Origin of the sequence: Limimaricola sp. AA108-03, from assembly GCF_050847355.1 — a bacterium.
Classification (GTDB): Bacteria; Pseudomonadota; Alphaproteobacteria; order Rhodobacterales; family Rhodobacteraceae; genus Limimaricola.
Genome location: NZ_CP193755.1, coordinates 2,942,490 through 2,965,496, shown reverse-complemented (window position 1 = coordinate 2,965,496; position 23,007 = coordinate 2,942,490). Strand labels below are relative to the sequence as shown.

Annotated in this window: 22 protein-coding genes; 6 read left to right on the top strand and 16 right to left on the bottom strand. The window is 68.9% G+C overall.

The window, feature by feature from the left end; all coding sequences use genetic code 11:
* Nucleotides 1–118: 118 nt before the first annotated feature.
* Nucleotides 119–946 carry a type I methionyl aminopeptidase gene (gene map, locus ACRAQ3_RS14440; protein WP_085895382.1) on the top strand — a complete coding sequence of 276 codons (828 nt, stop codon included), beginning with the start codon at nucleotides 119–121 and terminating at the stop codon, nucleotides 944–946.
* Here the strand turns inward: map and rsmD are convergent.
* Nucleotides 943–1,500: a 16S rRNA (guanine(966)-N(2))-methyltransferase RsmD gene (rsmD, locus tag ACRAQ3_RS14435; protein WP_432255083.1), complete on the bottom strand. Its 558-nt coding sequence runs from the start codon at nucleotides 1,498–1,500 to the stop codon at nucleotides 943–945. The genes map and rsmD overlap by 4 nt on opposite strands.
* On the bottom strand, nucleotides 1,497–2,708 hold the full coding sequence (locus ACRAQ3_RS14430) for an NAD(P)/FAD-dependent oxidoreductase (RefSeq protein WP_432255082.1): 1,212 nt from the start codon (nucleotides 2,706–2,708) through the stop codon (nucleotides 1,497–1,499). Before ACRAQ3_RS14430 ends, rsmD begins: the two co-directional genes overlap by 4 nt.
* 78 nt (nucleotides 2,709–2,786) lie before the next feature.
* Between ACRAQ3_RS14430 and ACRAQ3_RS14425 the strand changes: the two genes are divergently transcribed.
* A complete protein-coding gene (locus ACRAQ3_RS14425; protein ID WP_269397475.1) occupies nucleotides 2,787–3,275 on the top strand; it encodes a peroxiredoxin in 489 nt (162 codons plus the stop codon).
* Nucleotides 3,276–3,409: 134 nt separating this feature from the next.
* Here the strand turns inward: ACRAQ3_RS14425 and ACRAQ3_RS14420 are convergent, their stop codons facing one another.
* The 6 genes from ACRAQ3_RS14420 to ACRAQ3_RS14395 all read right to left on the bottom strand — a co-directional run bounded on the left by ACRAQ3_RS14420 (nucleotide 3,410) and on the right by ACRAQ3_RS14395 (nucleotide 9,295).
* A complete protein-coding gene (locus ACRAQ3_RS14420; RefSeq protein ID WP_085895386.1) occupies nucleotides 3,410–3,697 on the bottom strand; it encodes a 4a-hydroxytetrahydrobiopterin dehydratase in 288 nt (95 codons plus the stop codon).
* Nucleotides 3,694–4,896, bottom strand: coding sequence for a GNAT family N-acetyltransferase (locus tag ACRAQ3_RS14415; RefSeq protein WP_432255081.1), 1,203 nt, complete (start codon nucleotides 4,894–4,896; stop codon nucleotides 3,694–3,696). Before ACRAQ3_RS14415 ends, ACRAQ3_RS14420 begins: the two co-directional genes overlap by 4 nt.
* Nucleotides 4,897–4,927: 31 nt before the next feature.
* Nucleotides 4,928–5,704, bottom strand: coding sequence for a glycerophosphodiester phosphodiesterase family protein (locus ACRAQ3_RS14410; RefSeq protein ID WP_432255080.1), 777 nt, complete (start codon nucleotides 5,702–5,704; stop codon nucleotides 4,928–4,930).
* Entirely contained in the window at nucleotides 5,701–6,171 is a 471-nt protein-coding gene (locus tag ACRAQ3_RS14405; RefSeq protein WP_432255079.1) for a RidA family protein, read from the bottom strand. Before ACRAQ3_RS14405 ends, ACRAQ3_RS14410 begins: the two co-directional genes overlap by 4 nt.
* A gap of 65 nt (nucleotides 6,172–6,236) precedes the next feature.
* Nucleotides 6,237–7,559 carry an HlyD family type I secretion periplasmic adaptor subunit gene (locus tag ACRAQ3_RS14400; RefSeq protein ID WP_432255078.1) on the bottom strand — a complete coding sequence of 441 codons (1,323 nt, stop codon included), beginning with the start codon at nucleotides 7,557–7,559 and terminating at the stop codon, nucleotides 6,237–6,239.
* The gene (locus ACRAQ3_RS14395) at nucleotides 7,556–9,295 is read right to left on the bottom strand and encodes a type I secretion system permease/ATPase (protein ID WP_269397480.1); all 1,740 of its coding nucleotides are present in this window, start codon (nucleotides 9,293–9,295) and stop codon (nucleotides 7,556–7,558) included. Before ACRAQ3_RS14395 ends, ACRAQ3_RS14400 begins: the two co-directional genes overlap by 4 nt.
* A 145-nt stretch (nucleotides 9,296–9,440) precedes the next feature.
* On the opposite strand from ACRAQ3_RS14395, the gene ACRAQ3_RS14390 reads away from it, so the two are divergent.
* Entirely contained in the window at nucleotides 9,441–10,133 is a 693-nt protein-coding gene (locus ACRAQ3_RS14390) for a hypothetical protein (protein WP_432255077.1), read from the top strand.
* A 1-nt stretch (nucleotide 10,134) separates the two neighbouring features.
* On the opposite strand, the gene ACRAQ3_RS14385 is transcribed toward ACRAQ3_RS14390, so the two are convergent.
* Nucleotides 10,135–12,459 carry a transglycosylase domain-containing protein gene (locus tag ACRAQ3_RS14385; protein WP_432255076.1) on the bottom strand — a complete coding sequence of 775 codons (2,325 nt, stop codon included), beginning with the start codon at nucleotides 12,457–12,459 and terminating at the stop codon, nucleotides 10,135–10,137.
* A 245-nt stretch (nucleotides 12,460–12,704) separates the two neighbouring features.
* Between ACRAQ3_RS14385 and ACRAQ3_RS14380 the strand changes: the two genes are divergently transcribed.
* Together ACRAQ3_RS14380 and ACRAQ3_RS14375 are read left to right on the top strand one after the other, a co-directional pair.
* Nucleotides 12,705–13,043 carry a P-II family nitrogen regulator gene (locus ACRAQ3_RS14380; RefSeq protein ID WP_085895393.1) on the top strand — a complete coding sequence of 113 codons (339 nt, stop codon included), beginning with the start codon at nucleotides 12,705–12,707 and terminating at the stop codon, nucleotides 13,041–13,043.
* A gap of 25 nt (nucleotides 13,044–13,068) precedes the next feature.
* On the top strand, nucleotides 13,069–14,448 hold the full coding sequence (locus tag ACRAQ3_RS14375; protein WP_432255075.1) for an ammonium transporter: 1,380 nt from the start codon (nucleotides 13,069–13,071) through the stop codon (nucleotides 14,446–14,448).
* A 124-nt stretch (nucleotides 14,449–14,572) separates the two neighbouring features.
* Here the strand turns inward: ACRAQ3_RS14375 and ACRAQ3_RS14370 are convergent, their stop codons facing one another.
* From ACRAQ3_RS14370 to dapA, 7 genes are all read right to left on the bottom strand, one after another.
* Complete coding sequence (locus tag ACRAQ3_RS14370) at nucleotides 14,573–15,676, bottom strand: DUF3618 domain-containing protein (protein WP_432255074.1); 1,104 nt, start codon at nucleotides 15,674–15,676, stop codon at nucleotides 14,573–14,575.
* Nucleotides 15,669–16,103, bottom strand: coding sequence for a phage holin family protein (locus ACRAQ3_RS14365; RefSeq protein ID WP_269397485.1), 435 nt, complete (start codon nucleotides 16,101–16,103; stop codon nucleotides 15,669–15,671). The genes ACRAQ3_RS14370 and ACRAQ3_RS14365 overlap by 8 nt, the downstream gene beginning before the upstream one ends.
* The gene (locus ACRAQ3_RS14360) at nucleotides 16,100–16,948 is read right to left on the bottom strand and encodes a hypothetical protein (protein ID WP_432255073.1); all 849 of its coding nucleotides are present in this window, start codon (nucleotides 16,946–16,948) and stop codon (nucleotides 16,100–16,102) included. Before ACRAQ3_RS14360 ends, ACRAQ3_RS14365 begins: the two co-directional genes overlap by 4 nt.
* A gap of 204 nt (nucleotides 16,949–17,152) precedes the next feature.
* A complete protein-coding gene (locus ACRAQ3_RS14355; protein ID WP_269397487.1) occupies nucleotides 17,153–18,337 on the bottom strand; it encodes an aromatic amino acid transaminase in 1,185 nt (394 codons plus the stop codon).
* Between the two features lie 2 nt (nucleotides 18,338–18,339).
* A complete protein-coding gene (gene sseA, locus ACRAQ3_RS14350; RefSeq protein ID WP_432255072.1) occupies nucleotides 18,340–19,221 on the bottom strand; it encodes a 3-mercaptopyruvate sulfurtransferase in 882 nt (293 codons plus the stop codon).
* A 65-nt stretch (nucleotides 19,222–19,286) separates the two neighbouring features.
* Entirely contained in the window at nucleotides 19,287–19,763 is a 477-nt protein-coding gene (gene smpB, locus ACRAQ3_RS14345; RefSeq protein WP_269397489.1) for an SsrA-binding protein SmpB, read from the bottom strand.
* A 108-nt stretch (nucleotides 19,764–19,871) separates the two neighbouring features.
* Nucleotides 19,872–20,747, bottom strand: a complete 876-nt coding sequence (gene dapA, locus ACRAQ3_RS14340; protein WP_269397490.1) for a 4-hydroxy-tetrahydrodipicolinate synthase — start codon at nucleotides 20,745–20,747, stop codon at nucleotides 19,872–19,874.
* A 148-nt stretch (nucleotides 20,748–20,895) separates the two neighbouring features.
* On the opposite strand from dapA, the gene ACRAQ3_RS14335 reads away from it, so the two are divergent.
* A complete protein-coding gene (locus ACRAQ3_RS14335) occupies nucleotides 20,896–23,007 on the top strand; it encodes a transglycosylase SLT domain-containing protein (protein ID WP_432255071.1) in 2,112 nt (703 codons plus the stop codon).

Sequence of the window (23,007 nt, the reverse complement as noted above, 5' to 3'; positions counted from 1 at the left end):
GGCGGGCTCCGTCTGTTGCCTCAAGGTATAGGGCAGGGGCGGGGCCATTTCCACGCGAGCGGGTGGATTCCCCCGGCCATAGGGCCTATTTCAAGGGCAAAGGGAAAGAGGTGACACATTGGACGAGACCGCCGCTGACGAACGCAAGGGCCGCCTCACGCGCGACGGCATCCGCATCCATGATCTCGCGGATTTCGCGGGGATGAACCGGGCCGGGCGGCTTGCCGCCTCGATCCTCGACGACATCGCCGAGCATGTCGTCGTGGGCCAGCGCACCTCTGAGATCGACCGTCTCATCACCGACCTGATCAAGCAGGCCGGTGCCGAAAGCGCGACGATCGGCTACAAGGGCTACCAGCACGCCAGCTGTATCTCGGTCAACCACGTGGTCTGCCACGGAATTCCCGGCGACAAGAAGCTCAAGGACGGCGACATCCTCAATGTCGATGTCACCGTCATCGTCGATGGCTGGTACGGCGATACCAGCCGGATGTACGTGGCGGGCAAGCTCGGGCGCAAGGCCGAGCGGCTGATTCAGGTTACCCATGACGCTCTGATGCGCGGCATCGAGGCCGCGAAGCCGGGCAACACCTTCGGCGATATCGGCCATGCGATCCAGTCCTATGTCGAGGAGAATCGCATGTCGGTGGTGCGCGATTTCTGCGGCCACGGGCTGGGCCGGGTGTTCCACGCGCCGCCCAACGTGCTGCATTACGGCCGCCCCGGCACCGGGCCGGTGCTCGAGGAGGGCATGTTCTTCACCATCGAGCCGATGGTCAATCTGGGCCGCCCCGAGACCAAGGTGCTGGGCGACGACTGGACCGCCGTCACCCGCGACAAGTCGCTTTCGGCGCAGTTCGAGCATTCGATCGGCATCACCGCGCAGGGCAACGAGATCTTCACCCTGTCGCCGGCCGACCGGTTTCATCCCACCTGGGATATCTAGAGCCGCTCCAGCAGCGTGACATGGGTGTCGCCGTAGCGGCGCGTATCGAGGGGGGCGAACCCCTCGGACGCGGGCTGCGGCGCGCTTTCCTCCCACACGATCAGCGCGCCGGCATCGATCCAGCCGCCCGAGAGGGCCGCAGCGAGGGCGCGCGCGCCGAGGCCCTTGCCATAGGGAGGATCGAGAAAGACGAGCCCCGCCGGGGTATCGGTGGGGGGCAGGCGGGTGGCATCGCATTTCAGATGCGTCACCCGGTCCGCGACGCGCAGCTTGGCGACGTTCTCGCGGATCAGCCGCCCCGAGACGCGCCCGTCATCGACGAAGGTGACGTGGGACGCGCCGCGCGACAACGCCTCCAGCCCCAGCGCGCCGGTGCCGGCAAAGAGATCGAGCACGCGGGCCCCGGTGATCGGATCGCCGTAGCGGCCGCCCATCAGCGCGTTGAACAGGCTTTCGCGCACCCGGTCGGCGGTGGGGCGCAAATGCGCGCCCGCATCCCCCTTGCCGAGCGCGGCGAGGGCGGTGCCGCGATGGCTGCCGGCGATGATCCTCATTTCAACAGCGCCTTTAGCTCGACACCCGGGTCCGTGGCCCGCGCCGGGTCGGGTGACTTGCCCGCCTCGATCAACCGCTTGCCGACCATGTAGGCTCGGCTGTCGTTCATCGCGTCCACGGCGATGAGCCGATCACCCCGATAATACCAGTGCGAGCATTGCGCGGGGCTTTCGCCGGGCCGGACATGAACCGCGTCCCAGCCGGCGTTGAGCCCGGCGATCTGCAGCTTCACGTCGAACTGGTCCGACCAGAACCAAGGGCGGGGCCGGTATTCGACGCCGCGCCCCAGCATGTTCAGCGCTGCCGTCTCGGCCATGTCGATGGCGTTGCCGACGCTTTCCAGCCGGATGCGCATGTCGCCCCAGAGCAGCGAGGCGCAGTCGCCGGCGGCCCAGACATGTTCGTTCGAGGTCCGGCAATGGATGTCGCAGCGAATGCCGTTCTCGACCGCGAGGCCCGCGGGTTCGGCCAGCGCCGTGCCCGGCGACACGCCGACGCCGATGACGGCAAAGTCGCAGGCGATCTCGGTCCCGTCGGTGAGCCGGGCGCCGGTCACGCGCGTCTTGCCCAGAAGCGTCTCGAGACCGCAGCTCTCGCGGATCTCGACGCCGTGGCGGCGATGCAGGTCGCGGAAATATCCGGCGGTCTCGGGCGCCGCCACGCGCTGCAGGATCCGCTCGGCCTGCTCGATCACCGTGACCTCGAGCCCGCGCTTGGCGGCCACCGCCGCCGCTTCGAGCCCGATATAACCACCGCCGACGACGAGCAGGCGGCGCCCCACGACCAGTTCCGGCGCCAGCCTGTCGGCATCGGCGAGATCGCGCATGGTGAAGACGCCCGCGAGATCGCCGCCGATCGCGGCGGGCAGGCGGCGGGGATGCGCCCCGGTACACAGCGCCAGCCGGTCATAGGCGAGCGTTTCGCCATCCGAGAGCGTCACGCTGCGGGCGGTGGTGTCGAGCGCCGTCGCCGTCGCCCCCAGCCGCAGATCGACGCCGTGTTCGCCGTACCAGCTTTCGGGACGCAGGAAGAGCCGCTCCTTCTGCATCTCGCCGAGCAGATAGGCCTTGGAGAGCGGCGGTCGCTGGTAGGGCGGCGCGGTCTCGGCGCCGACCAGCGTGATGCGGCCGTCGAAGCCCTCGGCGCGCAGCTTGCCCACGAGGGCGGCACCGGCCTGTCCGGCCCCGATCACGACGAAATGGGACATGGGCGCGCTCCTTCTTCCGCTGACCTGCGGCAACCTATATCGCTGGGACCTGACCGCAATCGCGAAAGGGAGAGAGGCATGACGATCGGGCTGGGAGACAGGCTGCCGGGGGCGGATCTGCTGCGGATGGGACCGGATGGCCCGGAGAAGGTGAGGCTGGACGAGATCCTGAAGGGCCGCCGCGTCGTGATCTTCGGCCTGCCTGGCGCCTTTACGGGGACCTGCTCGACCGCGCATGTGCCAAGCTTCATCCGCTCGATGGAGGCGCTGAGGGCCAAGGGGATCGACGAGGTGCTGTGCATCTCCGTCAACGATCCCTTCGTGATGAAGGCCTGGGGCGAGGCCACCGGTGCCACGGCGGCGGGGATCACCTTGCTGGGCGATCCGGGCTGCGACTGGGTCTCGGCGATCGGCATGGAGTTCTCCAACCCCGATCGCGGCTTCATCCGCCGCTGCAAGCGGTTCGCCCTGATGGCCGAGGATGGGGTGGTCAAGGTCTGGCACCCCGAGGAGGGTACCGGCACCTGCGACATCTCGGGCGGCGAGAGCATGGTCGAGGCGCTCTGATCCCTGCCGGGAAAAAGCCTTCTCTCCTTACGCTTCTTCGATACGCGTCCGCCGACCCACGCCTCGGGTCGGCAGGCCGGGGCGCGGGGCTGCCCGAAACGGCGGCCCGCTTTCGCTGCGCATGTGGGGGCCGCTCAGCCCTCCGCCAGCTTGTCCATCTTGGAAGCGAGCTTGGCGTCGAGTTCGGTCAGCCCGCCCGCGTCATGGGTGGTGAGCGTGACGGTCACGGTCCGGTAGACGTTGCTCCACTCGGGATGGTGGTTCAGCTTCTCGGCCCAGAGCGCGGCCCGGGTCATGAAGCCGAAGGCCTCGACGAAGTTCTTGAAGCGAAAGGTCTTGGTGACCGCGTCGCGATCCGGTTCCGGGGTCCAGCCCGCGGCCTTCAGCGTCTTGCGGCCCGCCTCGTCGAGCGTCTCGGTCATTCCTGATCCTCCATCCGGGTGCGCCGGAACGGGCCGTAGCCCGTCAGCACCTCGATCTCCTCGTCCACCGCCGCGCGTTCGGCCTCGAGGTAGCGCGCCACCGCGTCGCGAAACCCCGCATCGGCGATCCAGTGCAGCGAATGCGTCGCCACCGGCAGATAGCCGCGCGCCAGCTTGTGCTCGCCCTGCGCGCCGGCCTCGACCCGGGGCAGGCCATGCGCCAGCGCCCAGTCTATGGCCTGATAGTAGCACAGCTCGAAATGCAGAAAGGGATGGTGTTCGAGCGCGCCCCAGTAGCGACCGAACAGCGTGTCGCGCCCGATCAGGTTCAGCGCGCCGGCCACCGGCCGGTCGCCGTCGGAGGCGAGGATCAGCAGCATGTCGTCGCGCAGGGTCTCGTGCGCGATCTCGAAAAAGGCGCGGCTGAGGTAGGGCGAGCCCCATTTGCGCCGCCCGGTGTCCTGATAGAAGGCCCAGACCGCGTCCCAGTGATGCGGTTTCAGATCCGCGCCGGTCAGGTGCTCGATCCGCAGACCCGCCGCCCTTGCGCCCTCCCGCTCCTTGCGGATGGTCTTGCGCTTGCGCGAGGAGAGCGCCGCCAGAAAGCACGCGAAATCGCCATAGCCCTTATCGATCCAGTGGAACTGCTGCCCGGTGCGGCGCATCAGCCCCATCTGTTCGCCGGCCGTGGCCTCAGCTTCGGTGCAGAATGTGGCATGCACCGACGAGAGGTTGTTGTTGGCCGCGAGCTGCACCGCGCCTTGCAGCAGCGCCGCCATGCCTTCGGCCTCGAAGCCCGGCTTGGCAAGGAAACGCCGCCCCGTCACCGGGGTGAAGGGCACCGCGATCTGGAGCTTCGGGTAGTAATCGCCGCCCGCGCGCTCATAGGCGTCGGCCCAGGCGTGGTCGAACACGTATTCGCCCTGGCTGTGGCCCTTGGCGTAGAGCGGCGCGCAGCCGATCAGCTCGCCGCCGCGCCGGGCGGTGATGTAATGCGGCTGCCAGCCGGTGCCGGGTCCGACCGAGCCGCTCTCCTCGAGCGCCGAGAGAAAGCGATGCGTGGTGAAGGGGTCGCGCGGACGGCCCGTCGCCGCCTCGGGGCAGGCACAGCCATCCCATTCGGCGGCGGCGATGTCGCGCAGGCGCGCATGGGCAGTGATCTCGACCACCGCCTCGGGGTCCGTGTCTGTCTGGCTCATGGCCGCAGAGTTGGCCCCCGGGGGCGTCGGGTCAAGCGGTGGCGGGCCCCGGAAGGTAGCCCTCGAAGGTCACGTTGTCGGCAATGCGCCGCGCCGCGGCCTCCTCCTCGGGGGAGCGGGTCGTCCAGCACAGGATCTTGGCACCCTGCGCCTGCAGTTCGGCGACGCGCGGCCGGTCGAGATCGCGCACCTCGTGGCTGATGAAGCTGGCGCCGAGATTGTCGTAATCGGGGATCTCGCGCAGCCGCGCGGCGGTACGGGCCGGCAGGTCGGGCCAGTCCTCGGGCTCGAAGGCGCAAGTGACGAGACCGCGCGGCAGGTCGGGGGCGAGGCGGGCCATCTCGGACACCGCGTGCGGGTTGAACGACATCACCGCGACGGGGCCCGCATAGCCTTCGAGCGCCCGGGCCACGGCAGGTTCGACCACGCCGACATTGGGGCCGAGCGTGTAGTCGTGATCCTTGATCTCGATCAGCAGCGGCACTTGGCCGGCAACGAGGTCGAGCACCTGTTCGAGGGTGGGGATGGTGTCGGCGCTGCCGATCAGCTGGAGCGTCTGCAGCGCCGCGGCATCGCGCGACGCGACCAGCCCGCGTTCGCGGGTCAGCCGGTCGAGCGCGGCATCGTGGATCACCATGGCCGCGCCGTCATGCGAGGCGCGCACGTCGATCTCGATGCCATAGCCCGCCTCGATCGCGGCGCGGATCGCGCTCGCCGAGTTCTCGGGGCGCCCCGCGCCGTGAAAGGCGCGATGCGCGATGGGCCGGTCGAGAAAGCCCTGCGGCAGCGCCGGGGCGGTGCGGCTCATGCGAGGGCGAAGACGGCTTCGACCTCGACCGCGACGCCGAGCGGCAGCGCGGCCACGCCGACGGCGGCGCGGGCATGGCGGCCGGCCTCGCCCAAGAGCTCGGCCATCAGGTCGGAGGCGCCGTTGATCACCTTGGGCTGCTCGGTGAAATCGGGGGTGCAGGCGACGAAGCCGGTCAGCTTCACCAGACGCACGACGCGGTCGAGATCGCCGTCGCAGGCGGCGCGGGCCTGGGCCAGCAGGCTCAGCGCACAGGCGCGGGCGGCCTTGGCGCCCTCTTCGGTGGTCATGTTGTCGCCGAGGCGGCCGGTGATGAGCCCGTCCGGTCCGGCCGAAATCTGGCCCGACACGTGCAGCAGCCCGTCATGGATCACGAAGGGCTCGTAATTGGCCGCGGGCTTCGGCGCCTCGGGAAGCGCGAGCCCCATCTCGGCCAGTTTCGTGTCGATGTTCGCGGCGATGCCCATGATGTCCCTCCGGGTGTTTGGTCCGGCGCAAGCTAGCTCGCGCCGGACCCAAGGGCAACGTCGGCTCAGCCCTCGCGGAAGGCGCGGGCGAAGTAATCGGCCAGCGGCTTGACCAGATAGGCCAATGGCGTGCGGTCGCTGGTGCGGATGAAAGCCTCGACCGGCATGCCGGGGATCAGGGTCATGTCTTGGGGCAGCTTGTCCATCTCGCCCTCCGGCAACCGGATCTCGGCGCGGTAGTAGGAGATGGCCTGACCCTCGTCCTGGAAGGCGTCGGCCGAGATCTGCACCACCTCGCCGGTCAGCTCCGGGGTGCGGCGCTGGTCGAAGGCGGGCAGGCGCAGGCTGACATCCTGGCCCAGGAACAGCTGGTCGATATCGGTGGGCTGCACCTGAGTGGCGATGACCAGCGGCCGGTCCTGCGGCACGATGTACATGATCGGCTCGGCGGCGCGGATCACCGATCGGGGGGTGAAGACCGTGAGGCCGTAGACGATGCCCCCGACCGGGGCGCGGATGTCGAGGCGGTCGAGCTGGGTGAGCAGCGCGCGGCGGCGGTTCGACAGTTCGATCTCGTTGAACTGCAGATCGCGCAGCTGGCTGATCGCCTCCTGCCGCCGGGTCGAGGCCAGCTTAAGGATCTCGATCTCGATCTCGGCGATGCGCCCACCGGCCTGCGCCGTCGAGGCCTTCAACTCGCCTTCGCGTCCGAGCAGGTTGGCCTGCTCGCGCTGCAGCGCCAGCACCCGCTGGGCCTGGGCCAGGCCGCGGTCGAGCAGGGATTGCTGGTCCGCCAGCTCCTTCTCGACGATCTCGAGCTGCTTGGCCACGGCGGTCTGTTGGGATTCGAGCCCGACGATCTGGTCGGCGATCTGCTCGCGCTGGCGGGCCAGCTGGTCGGCCTGCTGCTGCTCGCTTTCGAGCTGCGCCTCGATCAGCCGACGCTGACCCTCCATCAGTTCGGGCGCGACCTCGTTGTCGGTCTCCAGAAGCAGAGGGTCGAAGTTAAGCTCCTGGGTGTTGTCGCGCTCGGCCTCGAGCCGGGCCCGGCGGGCCAGCACTTCGAGCAATTGGCCTTCGACAACGGCCAGTTCGCTGCGGATCTCCTCGGGGTCGAGCCGGATCAGCAGGTCGCCCGCCTCCACCTCGTCGCCCTCGTCGACGAGGATCTCCTCGACCACGCCGCCATCGGGATGCTGCACGACCTGCCGGTTCTGATCGACCTCGACCCGGCCCGACGCCACCACGGCCCCGGATATCTGGCTCATCGCGGCCCAGGTGCCGAAGCCGCCGAGCAGCACGGCGAGGGCGAGAAAGCCCACGATCAAGGGCCGTGCCGCCGACCAGGCCGACGGGCCGTCCGCGGGAGAAAGGGGTTTGCGGTTCACGAGACGCCTCCGCCCTTGCCGCCGGAGGCAGCGATTTCACGATGATTCTGCACCATTTCGCGCAACACCTCGTCCTTGGGGCCAAAAGCCCGACGGCCGCCACCCTCGATCATCAGGATCAGATCGCATTCGGCGATCGCGGCGGGACGGTGCGCCATGATCAGTACGCATTTCCCGGCCTCCTTGGCGTCGCGGATCGCCTGGTTCAGGGCAGTGCTGCCAGCGTTGTCGAGGTTGGAGTTCGGCTCGTCGAGCACCAGGAAGACCGGGTCGCCATAGAGCGCGCGGGCCAGACCGATACGCTGAATCTGGCCGCCGGAGAGGCGGCCGCCCTTGGAGGAGACCGGGGTGTCGTAGCCATCCGGCAGCTTGAGGATCATTTCATGCGCGGCCGCGGCCTTGGCGGCGCGTACCACCTCCGCGTCATCCGGTGTGCGCGACATCCGGGCGATGTTTTCCTTGATGGTGCCGTCGAACAGGGTGACCTGCTGCGGCAGGTAGCCCACATAGCTGCCCAGAACGTCGGGGTCGTACTGGTCGAGGCTGGCGCCATCGAGGCGGATCTTTCCGGCGGCGGGGCGCCACAGGCCGGTCACGGCGCGCGCCAGCGTCGATTTGCCGGCACCCGACGGGCCGATCACGCCGACCGCCTGACCCGGCTCCACGACGAAGCTCACCATCCGCAACGCGGCCTGGCTCTCGCCGGGCGGCAGCACGGTGACCTGCTCGCAGGAGATGCGGGCTCGGGGGCGAGGCAGGGTGGTGCGAGGCTCTTCGGGGCGAACCTCACCCAGCAGCACGGCGAGCCGGTGCCAGCCCTCGCGGGCGCGCTGGAACGAGGGCCACTGGTTGACGATCATCTCGATCGGCGCCAGCGCGCGACCGAGCAGGATCGAACCCGCGATCATGGCCCCGGGGGTCATCTCGCCCTGCAGCACCAGATAGGCGCCGAGGCCCAGCATCGCGGATTGCAGCAGAAGCCGAAACGCCTTGATCACGGCGGAGAAGCCGCCACCGGTATCGGTGGCGTCGATCGAGGCGGTCAGTGAGCGCGAACGCGCCTCGTTCCAGCGCCCGAAAGCGGCGCCGCGCATGCCCAGTGCCTGCACCATGTCGCTGTCCTGACGGATCTGGGTGCCGAGCTGTTCGGAGCGGAAGGAGGTGGCGTTGGCCTCCTCCAACTGCTTGCGGGTCATCAGCTGGTTGGCGAGCGCCATCACGATCAGCACCGCTGCGCCTGCCAGACCGAGGAAGCCCAGGATCGGATGGAAGATGAAGATGCCGAGGAAGAACAGTGGCGCGAATGGCAGATCGAAGCTGGCCATCAGGGCCGGCGACGCGATCAAGCGCTGGATCGATTCGAGGTCGCGCTGGGCGGTGGCGGCCTCGGCGCGGGCCTTCTGGCCGGAACTGGCGCGCAACGCCGCGGAAAAGACGCGCTGGTCGAGCCGGGCCTGGAACCGCGCCGCGATCCGGTTCATCACCCGGCCGCGCACCATGTCCAGAAGCCCCATCATCGCGTAGAGGAACACCACCAGCACCGACAATGCCACCAAGGTCGCGACCGAGCGGGAACCCAATACCCGGTCATAGACGTTGAGCATGTAGAGCGGACCGGTCAACATCAGCACGTTGACGATCAGGCTGAAGATCGCCACGGCCCAGAACAGCCATAGGCTCTGGTTGCGCGCAGCGCGGAGTTCTGCGGCGCCCACGGCGCCTGCATCATGTGTCATCTCGGCCTCATTTCCCCGTAGGTCCGCTACGTCACCCTTAGTAGAGCAAACGCGGCAAGCTGGGTAGCATGTTGCGATCAAGGCTGCAGCGATTGTCTTGCAACGACTTCTGGACCTGCGGATTCTTGCCGCTAGCTTTCACTCCATGTCCGATGACTTCATGAAAAACAGCCGCTGGATCGGTGGCTTGGCACTGGCGACGCTCTTGGCCGGCGGTGCGGTAGCCGCGCCCTATGACGGCACCTACCGGCTCAGCCGGGATGCCGATTGCACCAAGATTGGCGAGGAAGGCGGAGCGCTGCGGATCGCTGAGGGTCTGTTCGAAGGGATCGACAGCGAGTGCCGGATGACGCGCCCGGTCGATGTGGTCGACATGGATGCCACCCTCTACACGATGGAGTGCAGCGCCGGCGATACCAGATGGAGCGAGCGGGCGCTGCTGATGCGCGCGGCAGAGGATGAGGGCCTGATCATGCTCTGGGACGGCTATGCCTTCCGCTACGAGCGCTGCACGGCCGAAGCGCAGGAGGCGCAGCAAACCGCTGAGACGGGCGCGGAGATCGAAGCGGAGGCAAATGGCGGGGGCGACGGGTTGCCGCCACCCCGCGTGGTGCTGCCCGTGGTCGAACTGCCGCGGATCGAGTTGCCCAAGGTCGAAGTGCCGGCCGTCACAGCCTTGCCCGGACCGGCAGGGGGCGCGGCCGCCCCCGAAACCGGTGCCCCGCCCTCCGATAAGGACGAGGCGTCGCCCGAGGAAAACGGGGAAGAGGACGAAGGCGGGCCGGATGCCAGGGGCGGCACATCGGCCCGCGCCATCGGTGCGGGGGAGCCGAACTGATCTAGTTCGTGGCCGCGCCGAGAATGTTGGTCAACACGTCGAGAATCATCCGCTCGCGGCTACCGGAGGCCTCGCCAGTCGGCTGCGGCTGTGGTTGAGGCTGCTGCTGGCCCTCGGGCGTGCCGAGCATTTCCCGCAACAGCCGATCTGTCTCGGGATCGCTGGCCTGCCCGTTCGAGGGCGAGACATTGCCGCTATCGGCGATGGCGCCGGTGGCCTGGCTGGGTTCGGGCACCCGCATCGGCAGCGGTTTCACCGGCTGGCCCTCGAGCACGCGGACCATGGTCTCGCGCCAGATCGTGGCGGGCAGGCCGCCGCCGGTGACGCCCGAAAGCGGTCGGTTGTCGTCATAGCCCATCCAGACGCCGGCGACGTAATCGCCCGCGAAACCCACGAACCAGGCGTCGCGCGCGCCTTGGGTGGTGCCGGTCTTGCCCGCGATCTCCCACCCGTCGATCTGGGCGCGGGACCCGGTGCCCTCGGCCACGACGCGGCTCATCATCCAAGTGAGCTTTTCGGCGGCGTCCTGGCTGATCACCCGTTCGCCGATGCCACCGCCAGTGCCCATCAGGGGCGTGTCGTCGCCCTTGAGCCGCAGTTCCACGAGGCCGTAGGGCGTCACCGACGAGCCGCCGTTGAGGATGCCCGCATAGGCGCCGGTCATCTCGAGAAGCGTGCTCTCCGACACGCCCAGCGCCAGCGCCGGCCCGGCGGCGAGGTCGCTGTCGATGCCGAACATCGAGGCCACCGTGCGCACGTTCTCGCGGCCGGCCTGCTCGGAAACCTTCACGGCCGGGATGTTGCGGCTCTCGGCCAGGGCCTCGGTCAGGGTGACCATGCCGTCATATTTGCGGTCGTAGTTCTCGGGCGACCACGACCCCGATCCGGGGATGTTCATGGTCAGCGGGCTGTCATCCACCAGATCGTAGGGCTGCATCCCGAGATCGAGGGCGGCGGCGTAGATGAACGGCTTGAAAGACGAACCGGTCTGGCGCAGCGCCTGCGTGGCGCGGTTGAAGGCGCCCGAGGCGCTGACGTTGCGGCCGCCGACCATGGCCCGTACCGCGCCGTCGGCGCTCATCACCACGATCGCGGCCTGCGCCTCGGAGCCGGGGCTGACCCGTTCCTCGAACACCTGCAGCAGCGCCTTTTCGGCGGCGGTCTGGATGCGCGGGTCGAGCGTGGTGCGGATCACCACATCCTCGGTGGTGTCACGGGTGAAGAATTCGGGCCCGGTATCCATCACCCAGTCCGCGAAATAACCGCCCTGATCCTGCTGCGCGGTGGCCGAGAGCGTGGCGGGGCTGGCGCGGGCCGCCTCGGCCTCGGCGGCCGTGAGATAGCCCTGCTCCTGCATCAGCCCGACGATAACGTTGGCGCGGCTCTGGCTGCGGCCGAGATTGTTGGTGGGGGCGTAGGTGGTGGGCGCCTTCAGAAGCCCCGCCAGCATCGCCGCCTCGGCCGGGTTCACCTGCGAGGCGGGCTTGCCGAAATAGCGCTGCGAGGCGGCTTCGAAGCCGCGCGTGCCGGCGCCGAGATAGGCGCGGTTGAGGTAGATCGTCAGGATCTCCTCCTTGGTATAGCGCGCCTCCATCGCCATCGCGTAGACCGCCTCCTGCACCTTGCGCCACAGCGTGGTGCGACGGCAGTCGGCCTCGTATTCGCTCTCGTTCTTCCAGACCTCCGGGTCGAAGGGCTTGCCGAGGCACAAGAGCTTCGCGGTCTGCTGGGTGATGGTCGAGCCACCATTGCCCGAGAGCGGGCCGCGCCCTTCGGAGAGGTTGATGCGGACCGCCGAGGCGATGCCCTGCGGGTCGATGCCCGGATGCCACCAGAAGCGGCGATCCTCGGTCGCGACCACGGCGTTGCGCAGATGCTGGCTGATGGTGTCGGCGGTGACCATGCCGCCGAACTGGTCGCCGCGCCAGGCGAAGGTCGCGCCATCGCGGTCCAGCAGCGTCACCGAGCCGCGGGCGCGGCCATCGACGAGGTTGGTGACCGGGGGCAGTTGCGCCGCGTAATAGGCGACGCCGAGACCCACCACGAGGCTCAGCGCCACGGCGACGCGCCAACCGATGCCCCAGATCACCCGCATCACGAAGCGTACGAGCCCCGACACCAGCGCCGAGAGCCAGCCCAGCGGGCCGCGCGGCCTCGCCTTGGCGGGCTTGGCGGCGCGACGGCGTGTCTTGGCGGCGGGCGTTGCGGGCTTTGCCGCGCCGGGCCTGTTGCCGCCGCCGCTTCCCTTGCCACCACCCTTGCCGCCGCCCGCGCCGTAGCGCCGCTCCGCAGTTAGGGGCGGTTTCCTGCCGTTGCTCGCGCTCATCTGCCGATGCCTGTCCGTTATGATTGGCGCCACCATAGCCGCATCGCAGCGGAATGTTGAGCAGCCCGGTTTTGCGATGTCGGCTTTTTTATGCCGCCCACGAATCGAGCAGTTATCCGCCATTGTGCAAAAATTGTGCATCCTGCCCGGTGCGGGGCATTTAACAGCCGCGCCGAAGCTTGCCCCCAAGGCAGGATGCGGGGCTGTTGAGGGCAGTCGAACCGAGACGCCACAAGGGGACCGACGTGAAACTCATCATCGCAACGATCAAGCCGTTCAAGCTCGAGGAGGTGCGCGAGGCGCTGACCTCGCAGGGCGTGCGCGGCATGATGGTGACCGAGATCAAGGGCTTCGGCTCCCAGTCCGGTCACACCGAGATCTATCGCGGCGCAGAATACGCCGTGAATTTCGTGCCGAAGGTCAAGCTCGAGATCGTGGTCCCCGAGGGGCTGGCCGAGCAGGTGGTGGCGACCATCGCCAGGACCGCCCGTACCGACAAGATCGGCGATGGCAAGATCTTCGTGCTGGACGTCGAGAGCGCGCTGCGCGTGCGCACCGGCGAAATCAACGACGACGCGCTCTGAGCCGACCCTCCCAGGAGACCAAGGAATGACCAACTGGAAAACCCCGCTTCGCGGGCTTGCGCCGCTTGCCTGCCTGATGGCCGGCCCGGCCTTCGCACAGGAGGCGGCCGAGGCCGCCGAACCCGCCGCGATCGAGGCGGGCATCGCCGCCGCGACCGACACCGCCTTCATCCTCAACACGTTGCTGTTCCTGATCGGCGGCTTCCTCGTGTTCTGGATGGCGGCGGGCTTCGCCATGCTCGAAGCCGGCCTGGTGCGCTCCAAGAACGTCGCCATGCAGTGCATGAAGAACGTCGCGCTCTTCTCGCTCGCCGGGATCATGTACTACCTGATCGGCTACAACCTGATGTATCCGCTGGGCAACTGGTCGATCGGCTCGGATGAGACCGGCGGCTATCTCGGCGCCTTCGGCGTCGCGGTGATGGAAGCGGTCGGCATCGGGCGTGACGGAGCCGACGACTACGGCTATGCCGCGACCTCGGGCGACTTCTTCTTCCAGCTGATGTTCGCGGCGACCACCGCCTCGATCGTCTCGGGCACCCTGGCCGAGCGTATCAAGCTCTGGCCCTTCCTGATCTTCACCATCGTGCTGACCGGCCTGATCTACCCGATCCAGGCGAGCTGGAAATGGGGCGGCGGCTTCCTCGACAGCCAGTGGGGCTTCCTCGACTTCGCCGGCTCGACCGTGGTGCACTCGGTCGGTGGCTGGGCGGCTCTGGCCGGCGCGCTGGTGCTGGGCGCCCGGGCGGGCAAGTTCAAGGATGGCCGCGTGATCCCGCTGCCGGGCTCGAACCTGGCGCTGGCGACGCTCGGCACCTTCATCCTGTGGATGGGCTGGTTCGGCTTCAACGGCGCCTCGCAGCTGGCGATGGGCACAGTGGGCGACGTGGCCGATATCGGCCGGATCTTCGCCAACACCAACGCCGCCGCGGCGGGCGGTGCGGTGGCCGCGCTGGTCTTCACGCAGCTGCTCTACAAGAAGCCCGACATCACCATGGTGCTGAACGGCGCGCTGGCGGGCCTCGTCTCGATCACCGCCGAACCGCTGACCCCCACGCTCGGCGCGGCGACGCTGATCGGCGCGGTGGGCGGCGTGATCGTGGTCTTCGCGGTGCCGATGCTCGACCGCATGAAGATCGACGACGTGGTCGGCGCGATCCCGGTGCACCTGTTCTGCGGCATCTGGGGCACCATCGCGGTGCTGTTCACCAACCCCGACGCCACCCTGGCGGGCCAGATCGTCCCGATCGTCATCGTCGGTGTCTTCACCTTCGTGGTCAGCCTCGTCGTCTGGATGGTGCTCAAGGCCGTCATGGGCATCCGGGTCGGCGAAGAAGCCGAGGTCACCGGGCTCGACATGGCCGAGCTGGGCATGGAGGCCTATCCCGACTTCACCCCGAGCTGACCTCCCCCGGGGGCCCGAGGTGGACAGGGCCCGGACGCCTCGGCGTCCGGGCCGCCTGCAAGGAGAAGCCAAAGGAAAAGGCGCCCCGCGGGGCGCCTTTTCACGTCTTGGAAGGAGGCCGCGCTCAGTGGCCGCCGGCCTTCTGGCGGGCCTTCTCCGCCTCGGCTTGGGCGCTGGCGCCCACATCCTTCTTCTGGGCCTCGGACTTCGCGGTATCGGCCACGTGCTCGGCCGCCTCGCGGGCCCGGCCCTGCACGTCGGTCGCGGCGTCCTTGAGGTCCTCCTGCACGGTACGGGCCAGACCTTCGGCCTGCTGGCGCGCATCCTCGGCGGTGGCCTTCGCCACGTCGGTCAGGCGCGCCCGCTCTTCCTCGTAGACGCGATAGGCCTCGTCCATCAGGTCGTCACGATAGGCGCCGAAGGCCTCGTCCTCGCGCTGGGTCCGCGGCAGCATCGCTGCCACGGCGGCACCCGCCGCCATCGCCAGAAGACCGCCGAGGAGCGGCTGCTGGTCGTAGAGGCCGGCGGCGCGGTCGCGTCCCTGACGGGCGTAGTACTCGGCCTTCACCTGCGCCTCGTAGGCGCGGGTGCGCGCCGCGATCACGCGCTTCTTGCCCTCTTCGGACATGCCGTGCGTGCCGTCGGCGATGCGCTCGCGCAGGCTGCGGGCCGAGGCGCCCATCGAGGCGCCACGGGCGCGGGCGCGCTCGCGATACTTGCCGATCCGGCCCTTGGCGCCGCCCATCGCGCCGCTGACGCGATCGCGCAGGGCGCCGCCGCGCGAGCGGGGCTCGTGCCACGGCGAATCGCCGTGATCCTCGGGCGTCGCGTGCACCGGGCCGCGCGGCTCGTCCATCTTGTCGGTGCCGTATTTGCGCGACAGGTAGGGATCGGCGCCGAGGCGGCCAGAGCGGGCATAGTCGCGCTGGCCGCGATAATCGACCTCGCCGGCATAGCGCTCGTCCTCATGGCTGCCGCGGGCATTGGAGACCGCGAGCCATGCGAGGCCCGCGCCGACCAGCGCGATCGGCACCGGGTTGCGCTGCACGGTGGTCGAGATGGTCCGGCCGATATCGGAGGCGTTGTCGGTCACGCTGTCGGTCACAGAGCGCAGGATCCCGTCGAGCGACAGGCGCTCCTGCAGGTCGTCGATCGTGCGCTGCAATTCCGAGCGCTCGGTCTCGATCTCGCGCTCGATCTCTTCGGGGGAACGGGTCTGGTCAGTCATTGATGGCTCCTTTGACGGCAGCGGCATCGCGGCGGATGCTCTCGGCGCTGCGCTTTGGTGCGTTGGTCACGGCTTTCACGCGGTTGATGCCCACCTTCACGAGGATCGCGGCGATCACGAGGATCACGCCGCCGACGATCAGCGAGGACCAACCCGCGCCGAGGCCGGTTTCGGCCAGCCAGGCCACGAAGGCGGCGGCCAGCACGTTCAACGCGGTCAGGCTCAGGATCACCGCGGCGACGATGAGGCCGATCCCCATGCCGGCACGGCTCACCGCGCGCGACATCTCGGCGCGGGCCAGATCGACCTCCTTGCGCACGAGGCCGCTCACATGGTTCAGCGCCTCCGACAGCAGCGACGCGGTGCTCTTGCTCTCGACCCGGTGCACGGTCCCGGGGGTGTCGTGGTGCGGATCTGTCTGGGTCATTTCTTTACCGCCCCCGTTGTACCGGGCTGCGGCGCGCCGGGGATCTCGGGCTTTTCATCGGGCTTGTCGATGCCGCCGACCGAGCCGGTGGAGCCGGTCGCGCTGGAACCCTTCGACGCGGTGGACCCGGTCGAACCCGTCGAGCCGGTCGAGGACGAGGTCCCGGCGGTGCCGGTCGTGGCGCCGGTGCTGGCGGTTCCGGTCGTGCCGGCGGTGCCCGTCGCAGCCGGACGCGCCGTGCTTTGCGTGGTGCCGGTGGGCGCGGGACGCGGCGCGGCGCTGGTGGTGGGCGACGAGGTCGGCACCGGGCGCGAGACCCGATCGTCATCGTCGTAATCATTGGGCGTCACATCGGGCGAATAGCGGTCATCCCGGCCGTAGTCGCCGCTCGTGCCATAGCTGCCGATGCGGTGATCGTCATGCCGGGCCGACGCCTTCATGAAGCGGGCCGCGACGAAGCCGAGCAGCGCCGCGCCACCGAGAAAGGCGGCTTGGTTGCGGCGCGCGAAATCATTGACCGCATAGGCCATCTCGTCGAGCTCCATGTCGCGGATGCCGTCGGCGGTATCGGCCACGGTATCGGCGAGCTTGGCGAAGACGCGCTCCTGCGGCGAGCCGTCATGCAGGTCGTCGGCGGCCTTGCGCAGCGCCGCCGCGATCTTCGACGTCTCGTTCGCGGCTTCGTTCTTGTATTCGCGCCCGTAATCATAGGCGCGGGTCTTGGCCTCATCGGCCATCTCGCGCGCCCGCTCGCGGGCGGTATCGGCGAATTCGGCCGCGCCGCTCTTGGCGTCGGCGGCCGCCCGTTTCGCCTTCTGGTCCATCGTCTCGCCAGTGTTGGCCATGTCGACCTCCTTGGGTTTGCTTGAGCGGGTTCCGAAGCATGGCCTCGGACCCGTTTCGCTGGCAGAACCACCGGGCGGGATCAAAAGTTTCGCGGATTCGTGAGGAAGTGGCGGATTCCGCCATTCCCCTGCCACGCAGGGCGGAAACGCGAAACGCCGCCCCGAGGGGCGGCGTCCGGTAACGTACAGAGAAGCGGTGGCGCCTCAGACGCCGACGTCGATGATCGCCTGCGCGAGCACCGGGATGGTGCGGTCGTTGAGACCGGCGATGTTCATGCGGCTGTCGCCGACCATGTAGATGCCGTGATCGTCGCGCAGCCGCGCCACCTGCTCGGGCGCGGCGCCGAGACGCGAGAACATGCCGCGATGCTGGGCCAGAAAGTCGAAGCGATCCGAGTTCGACAGGCGCTTGAGCTCGGAGGCGAGCGCCTCGCGCAGCCGCAGCATGCCGGTGCGCACCTCCTCGAGCTCGGCCTGCCAGTCGGCGCGCAGCTCGGCATCGGTGAGGATCGTGGTGACCACCCGCGCGCCGTGATCGGGCGGGAAGGAATAGTTCTGCCGGTTCAGATAGGCCAGCGTGCCCTGCGCCTTCCGGGTCTGCGGCACGTCGCGGCCGATCGCCATCAGGATGCCGGTACGCTCGCGGTAGATGCCGAAGTTCTTCGAGCAGCTCGCGGCGATGATCACCTCGTCGAGCGCGCCCGCGATCAGCCGGGTGGCCGCCGCGTCGGCGTCGAGACCGTCGCCGAAGCCCTGATAGGCGAGGTCGATCATCGGCACGAGGTGGCGCGCCTTGAGCGTCGCCACGATCTCGTCCCACTGCTCGGGGCTGGGATTGGCGCCGGTCGGGTTGTGGCAGCAGCCATGCAGCAGCACCACGTCGCCGGGCTGCGCCTCGGCCAGATCGGCCATCATGCCGGCCATGTCGACCGAGCGGGTCTCGCTGTCGAAATAGCGGTAGTTGCGGGTCTTCGCATCGAGATGCTTGAGGATCGACAGGTGGTTCGGCCAGGTCGGGTCGGAGACCCAGATCGTGGCTTCGGGCGCGGCCATGCCGATCATCTCGAAGGCCTGACGCACCGCGCCGGTGCCGCCCGGGGTCGCCACGGCGGCGACGCGGTCGCGCGGCAGCGTGTCGCCGAGCACCAGTTCGATCATCGCGTCGGCGAAGGCCGGATCGCCCGCGAGCGCGGTATAGCTCTTGGTCTCCTGGGTCTCGAGCAGCCGCGCCTCGGCGGTCTTGACCGCGCGCATGATGGGGGTGCGGCCCTCGGCGTCCTTGTAGACGCCGACGCCGAGATCGATCTTGTCGTCGCGCGGATCGGCCTTGTAGGCGCTCATCAGCGCCAGGATCTTGTCGGCCGGCTGGTCGGTCAGATGCTCGAACATGTCTATCCTTCGAGGTTGTCTTTGGCGGGGCCGGTTTCCACCGGCAGGTCGGGGTACATGCCCCATTCGGACCAGGAGCCATCATAGAGCTGGTGGTCGGTCTTGCCGATGCGCTCGAGCGCCAGCGACAGCACCGCCGCCGTCACGCCGGAGCCGCAACTGGTAATCATTGGGCGGTCGAGATCGACGCCCGCCTGCGCGAAGGCGGCGCGGATGCCCGCCTCGTCCTTCATGGTGCCGTCGGGGCGCAGCAATTCGCGGAAGAACAGGTTGCGCGACCCGGGGATGTGACCCGCGCGCAGCCCGGCGCGGGGCTCGGGCGCGCTGCCCTCGAACCGGGCCGAGGCGCGGGCGTCGACGATGACATGGCTGCCGAGCTTGACGGCACGGGCCACCTCGGTGGCATCGACCACCATGTCGCGGCGCGGATTCACCGTCAGGTGCCGGTCGCGCAGCGGCGTGGCCTCGGCGGTGAGCGGCCGGCCCTCGGCGCGCCATTTCGGCAGCCCGCCATCGAGCACCGCCACCTCTTCCTTGCCCATCAGCCTGAACAGCCAGCCCACCCGCGCCGCCGAGAACAGCCCGGCGCCGTCATAGACCACGATCCGGTGGCCGTCGCCCACGCCCATGGCGCGCAGCTTCGAGACGAATTTCTCGGGCGGCGGCGCCATGTGGGGCAGGCCGCTGCGGTGGTCCGAGATGTCGTCGATGTCGAAGAAACGGGCGCCGGGGATATGCGCCTGGCGGTATTCGGCGCGGCCATCGCGCCCGGTGTCGGGCAGATACCACGACGCGTCGAGAATCCGCAGGTCCGGGTCCTTCAGCCGCTCGGCCAGCCAGCGGGTGGAGACGAGCGTGCGGGGATCGTCGGCGGTCTCGGGCATGCGTTACCTCGGGTCGGGGCGCTCGGGCGGAGCAGTAGCCCCCCGGCCCGCCGGGTGCAAGCCGCTCAGGCCCCTTCGCGCAGCAGCCGTTGCTTCTGGCGACCCCAGTCGCGCTTGGCCTCGGTGGCGCGCTTGTCGTGCAGCTTCTTGCCCTTGGCGATGGCGATCTTCAGCTTCACCAGCCCGCGATCGTTGAAATACATCACCAGCGGCACGATGGTCATGCCCTCGCGCTGGGTGGCGTTCCACAGTCGCACCAGCTCCTTCTGCTTGACCAGGAGCTTGCGCTTGCGCCGTTCCTCGTGGCCGAAGGTGCGGCCCGCGTCATAGGGCGCGATATAGGCGTTGGTGAGCCACAGCTCGCCATCCTCGACGGCGGCATAGCTCTCGGCGATGTTGGACTGACCGGTGCGCAGGCTCTTGACCTCCGACCCCATCAGCATGATCCCGCATTCGAGATCGCTCTCGATCGCGTAGTCGTAGCGGGCCCGCCGGTTCTCGGCGATCACCTTGTAGTTCTTGTTCTGCTCTTTCTTGGCCATGCGCCCGATCTAGGGATGCGGGGCGCGCAAGTCCAGCACCGCCCCTCCGGTTCATCTTTCTTCAAATACGCATGGCGCCCGGCCAGCCCCCCGCGGGGCCGGTCCGGTTCAGTGCCCGATCAGCCCGGCATGGCGCAGCGCGTCCTTGATCGCCAGGCGCGTGCCTTCGAGCGGCGTGGTCAGCGGCGAGCGCACCTCGTCGCGGCACAGGCCGAGCACGCTCATCGCGTATTTCGCGCCCGCCACGCCCGGCTCCATGAAGATCGCCTCGTGCAGCGGCATCAGCCGGTCCAAGAGGTCGAGCGCGGTGTCGTAGCGGCCCCGGAGCGTCGCATCCTGGAACTCGGCGCAGAGCCGCGGCGCGACGTTGGCGGTGACCGAGATGCAGCCCCGGCCGCCATGGGCGTTGAAGCCCAGCGCGGTCGCGTCCTCGCCCGAGAGTTGCAGGAAATCGGCGCCGCAATGGATCCGCTGCTTCGGCACCCGGCTCAGATCGCCGGTCGCGTCCTTGACGCCGATGATCATCGGGTGGCGGGCCAGTTCGCCCATGGTGGTGGGCGTCATGTCGACGACCGAGCGGCCGGGGATGTTGTAGATGACGATCGGCAGGCCGCACTCGGCGGCGGCCATGAAATGCGCCACCAGCCCGCGTTGCGTCGGCTTGTTGTAATAGGGCGTGACCACGAGGGCGGCATCGGCGCCCGCGGCCTTGGCCGCCTCGACCAGCCGCACGGTTTCGGTCGTGTTGTTCGAGCCGGCGCCGGCGATCACGGGGATTCGGCCGGCGGCAGTCTTGACCACGGTCTCGACGACGAGGTCGTGCTCCTCATGGGTCAGGGTCGGGCTCTCGCCGGTGGTGCCGACGGGTACGAGGCCGTTGCTGCCCTCAGCGATGTGCCATTCGACCAGTTTCTTCAGCGTCTCGAGGTCCACCTGGCCATCTGCGAAGGGTGTGACGAGGGCCGGGAGCGATCCCTTGAACATGTGAGGCGTCCTGAGTCCGGGGGGGTAAAATCGCGCGGACCCTAGACGGCTTTCCGCGGCTTGCCAAGTTTGTGAGTTGCGCCTTAACCCGGTACACTTAGGTTGACGGTCCATGCCGAGAGACACGGAAATCCCGGAGCAGCCACGCATGACGACACCCATCCGATTCTCCACCGCCCTCGCCACCGTTCTGGCGTTCTGGGCCCCCGCGCTGCCGGCCAAGGCCGATATCGAGGCCGCGCTCGATGCGGCCGAGCGCCGCGACTGGACCCAGGCCCGGGCGCTGGCGGCGCCGCTGGGCGATGTGGCGCTCGATCTTGTGACCTGGGAACGACTGCAGGCCGGGCAGGGCGCCTGGGAGGATTACGTCGCCTTCGTCGCGGCGCATCCCGACTGGCCGCGACTCGAGCAGATCCGCGCCGAGGGCGAGCGCGACATGCCCAAGGGCCTGCCGCCCGAACAGGTGATCGCCTGGTTCGGCGACAACGCGCCCGAAACCGGCGAGGGGGCGGTGCGCCTGGCCGAGGCGCTGATGGCCCAGGGCAAGGTGGACGCCGCGCGCGAGATGCTGGTCGAGAGCTGGCTGACGCTGGGGCTCGACGGTACCGGTCATGCCGCGATGGTCGAGGCCTTCGGCGACATCCTCGCGCCGCATCACGCCGACCGGGTCGATGCGATGCTCTGGCGCTGGCGCATTACCGATGCGCAGCGGCTGTTCGACACGCTGTCCGCCGATGAACGCCGCGTCGCCGAGGCGCGCGTGGCGCTGATTCGCGACCGCAGCGCGGCGCAGATGCTGGGCCGGGTGCCCGAGCGGCTGCGCGACACGCCCGGCATCGCCAATGCCCGGTTCAACCGATTCGCGGACAAGGGCGACTACACCGAGGCGCTGGAGATCATCGAGCGCCATACCGGCAGCGAGGAGGCGCTCGGCGATCCGTTCCGCTGGGCCTCGTGGCGCGCGACGCTGGCGCGCTGGCTGATGCGGCAGGGCGAGGCCGAGCGGGCCTACAAGCTCGCCAGCCAGCACTTCCTCACCGAGGGCAGCTTCTACGCCGATCTCGAATGGCTTTCGGGCTATATCGCGCTGACCTATCTCGACGATCCCGCCAAGTCGCTGGAGCATTTCCAGCACCTCGAGAGCGACGTCGAAAGCCCGATCTCGCTGGCTCGGGCCGGCTACTGGCAGGGCCGGGCGCGCGAGGCCCGGGGTGCCTATGACCAGGCGGCTCTCGATTATGCGCGCGCGGCGCTGCACCAGACCGCCTTCTACGGGCTGCTGGCCGCCGAAAAGCTCGGCCTGTCGCTCGATCCGGCGCTCACCGGTCACGAGCCGGTGGCCGACTGGCGCCAGGGCGCGTTCCTCAAGGATGACCGCACCCAGGCCGTGGCCTTCCTGCTCGACGCCGGGCAGTATGGCGACGCGCTGCGCTTCGTCGTGGAACTGGGCCGCTCGCTCGACCGCGAGGGCATCGCGCAGCTCGGGCGGATGCTGATGGAGCGCGACGAGACGCATCTGGCGCTGACGCTGGGCAAGGCCGCGGCCTACAGGCAGATCGTCATCCCCGAGATCTATTTCCCGCTGCATGCCCTCGCCGAGACCGAGCTGCCGGTGGCACCCGAGCTGGCAATGTCGATCGCCCGCCGCGAGAGCGAGTTCAACATCGGCGTCGGCAGTCCGGTGGGCGCGCTGGGGCTGATGCAGCTGATGCCCGCCACCGCCGAAGAGGTCGCGGGCTGGCTCGGCCTGCCCTATTCGCGCTCCAAGCTGACCACAGACTGGCGCTACAACGCCAAGCTCGGCTCGCGCTACCTCGCCTATCTCGAGGAGACCTTCGGCCAGAGCCCGGTGATGATCTCTGCCGGCTACAATGCCGGTGCCTCGCGACCGCGCACATGGATGGCCGAGCGCGGCGATCCGCGGATCGGGCAGGCCGACGTCGTCGACTGGATCGAGCACATCCCCTTCACCGAGACCCGCAACTACGTGATGCGGGTGAGCGAATCGATCCCGGTCTACCGGGCGCGGCTGACCGGCGAGACCGGACCGGTGAACTTCACGGACATCCTGAACGGCAAGCCGCCCTTCGTGCGGCCGCAGGCGCGCGACGCCGACACGGTTATCGCCGCGACCGAACCCGCGCCGGTGCCGCCCGCCGTCGAGGTCACGCCGGAGGGGCGCGCCTCGTCGATGTCGCTGTCGATCCTCGCGCCAATGTCGATCGGCGGCATGCGGCCGCCGCAGCGCCCGGTGGAGTGA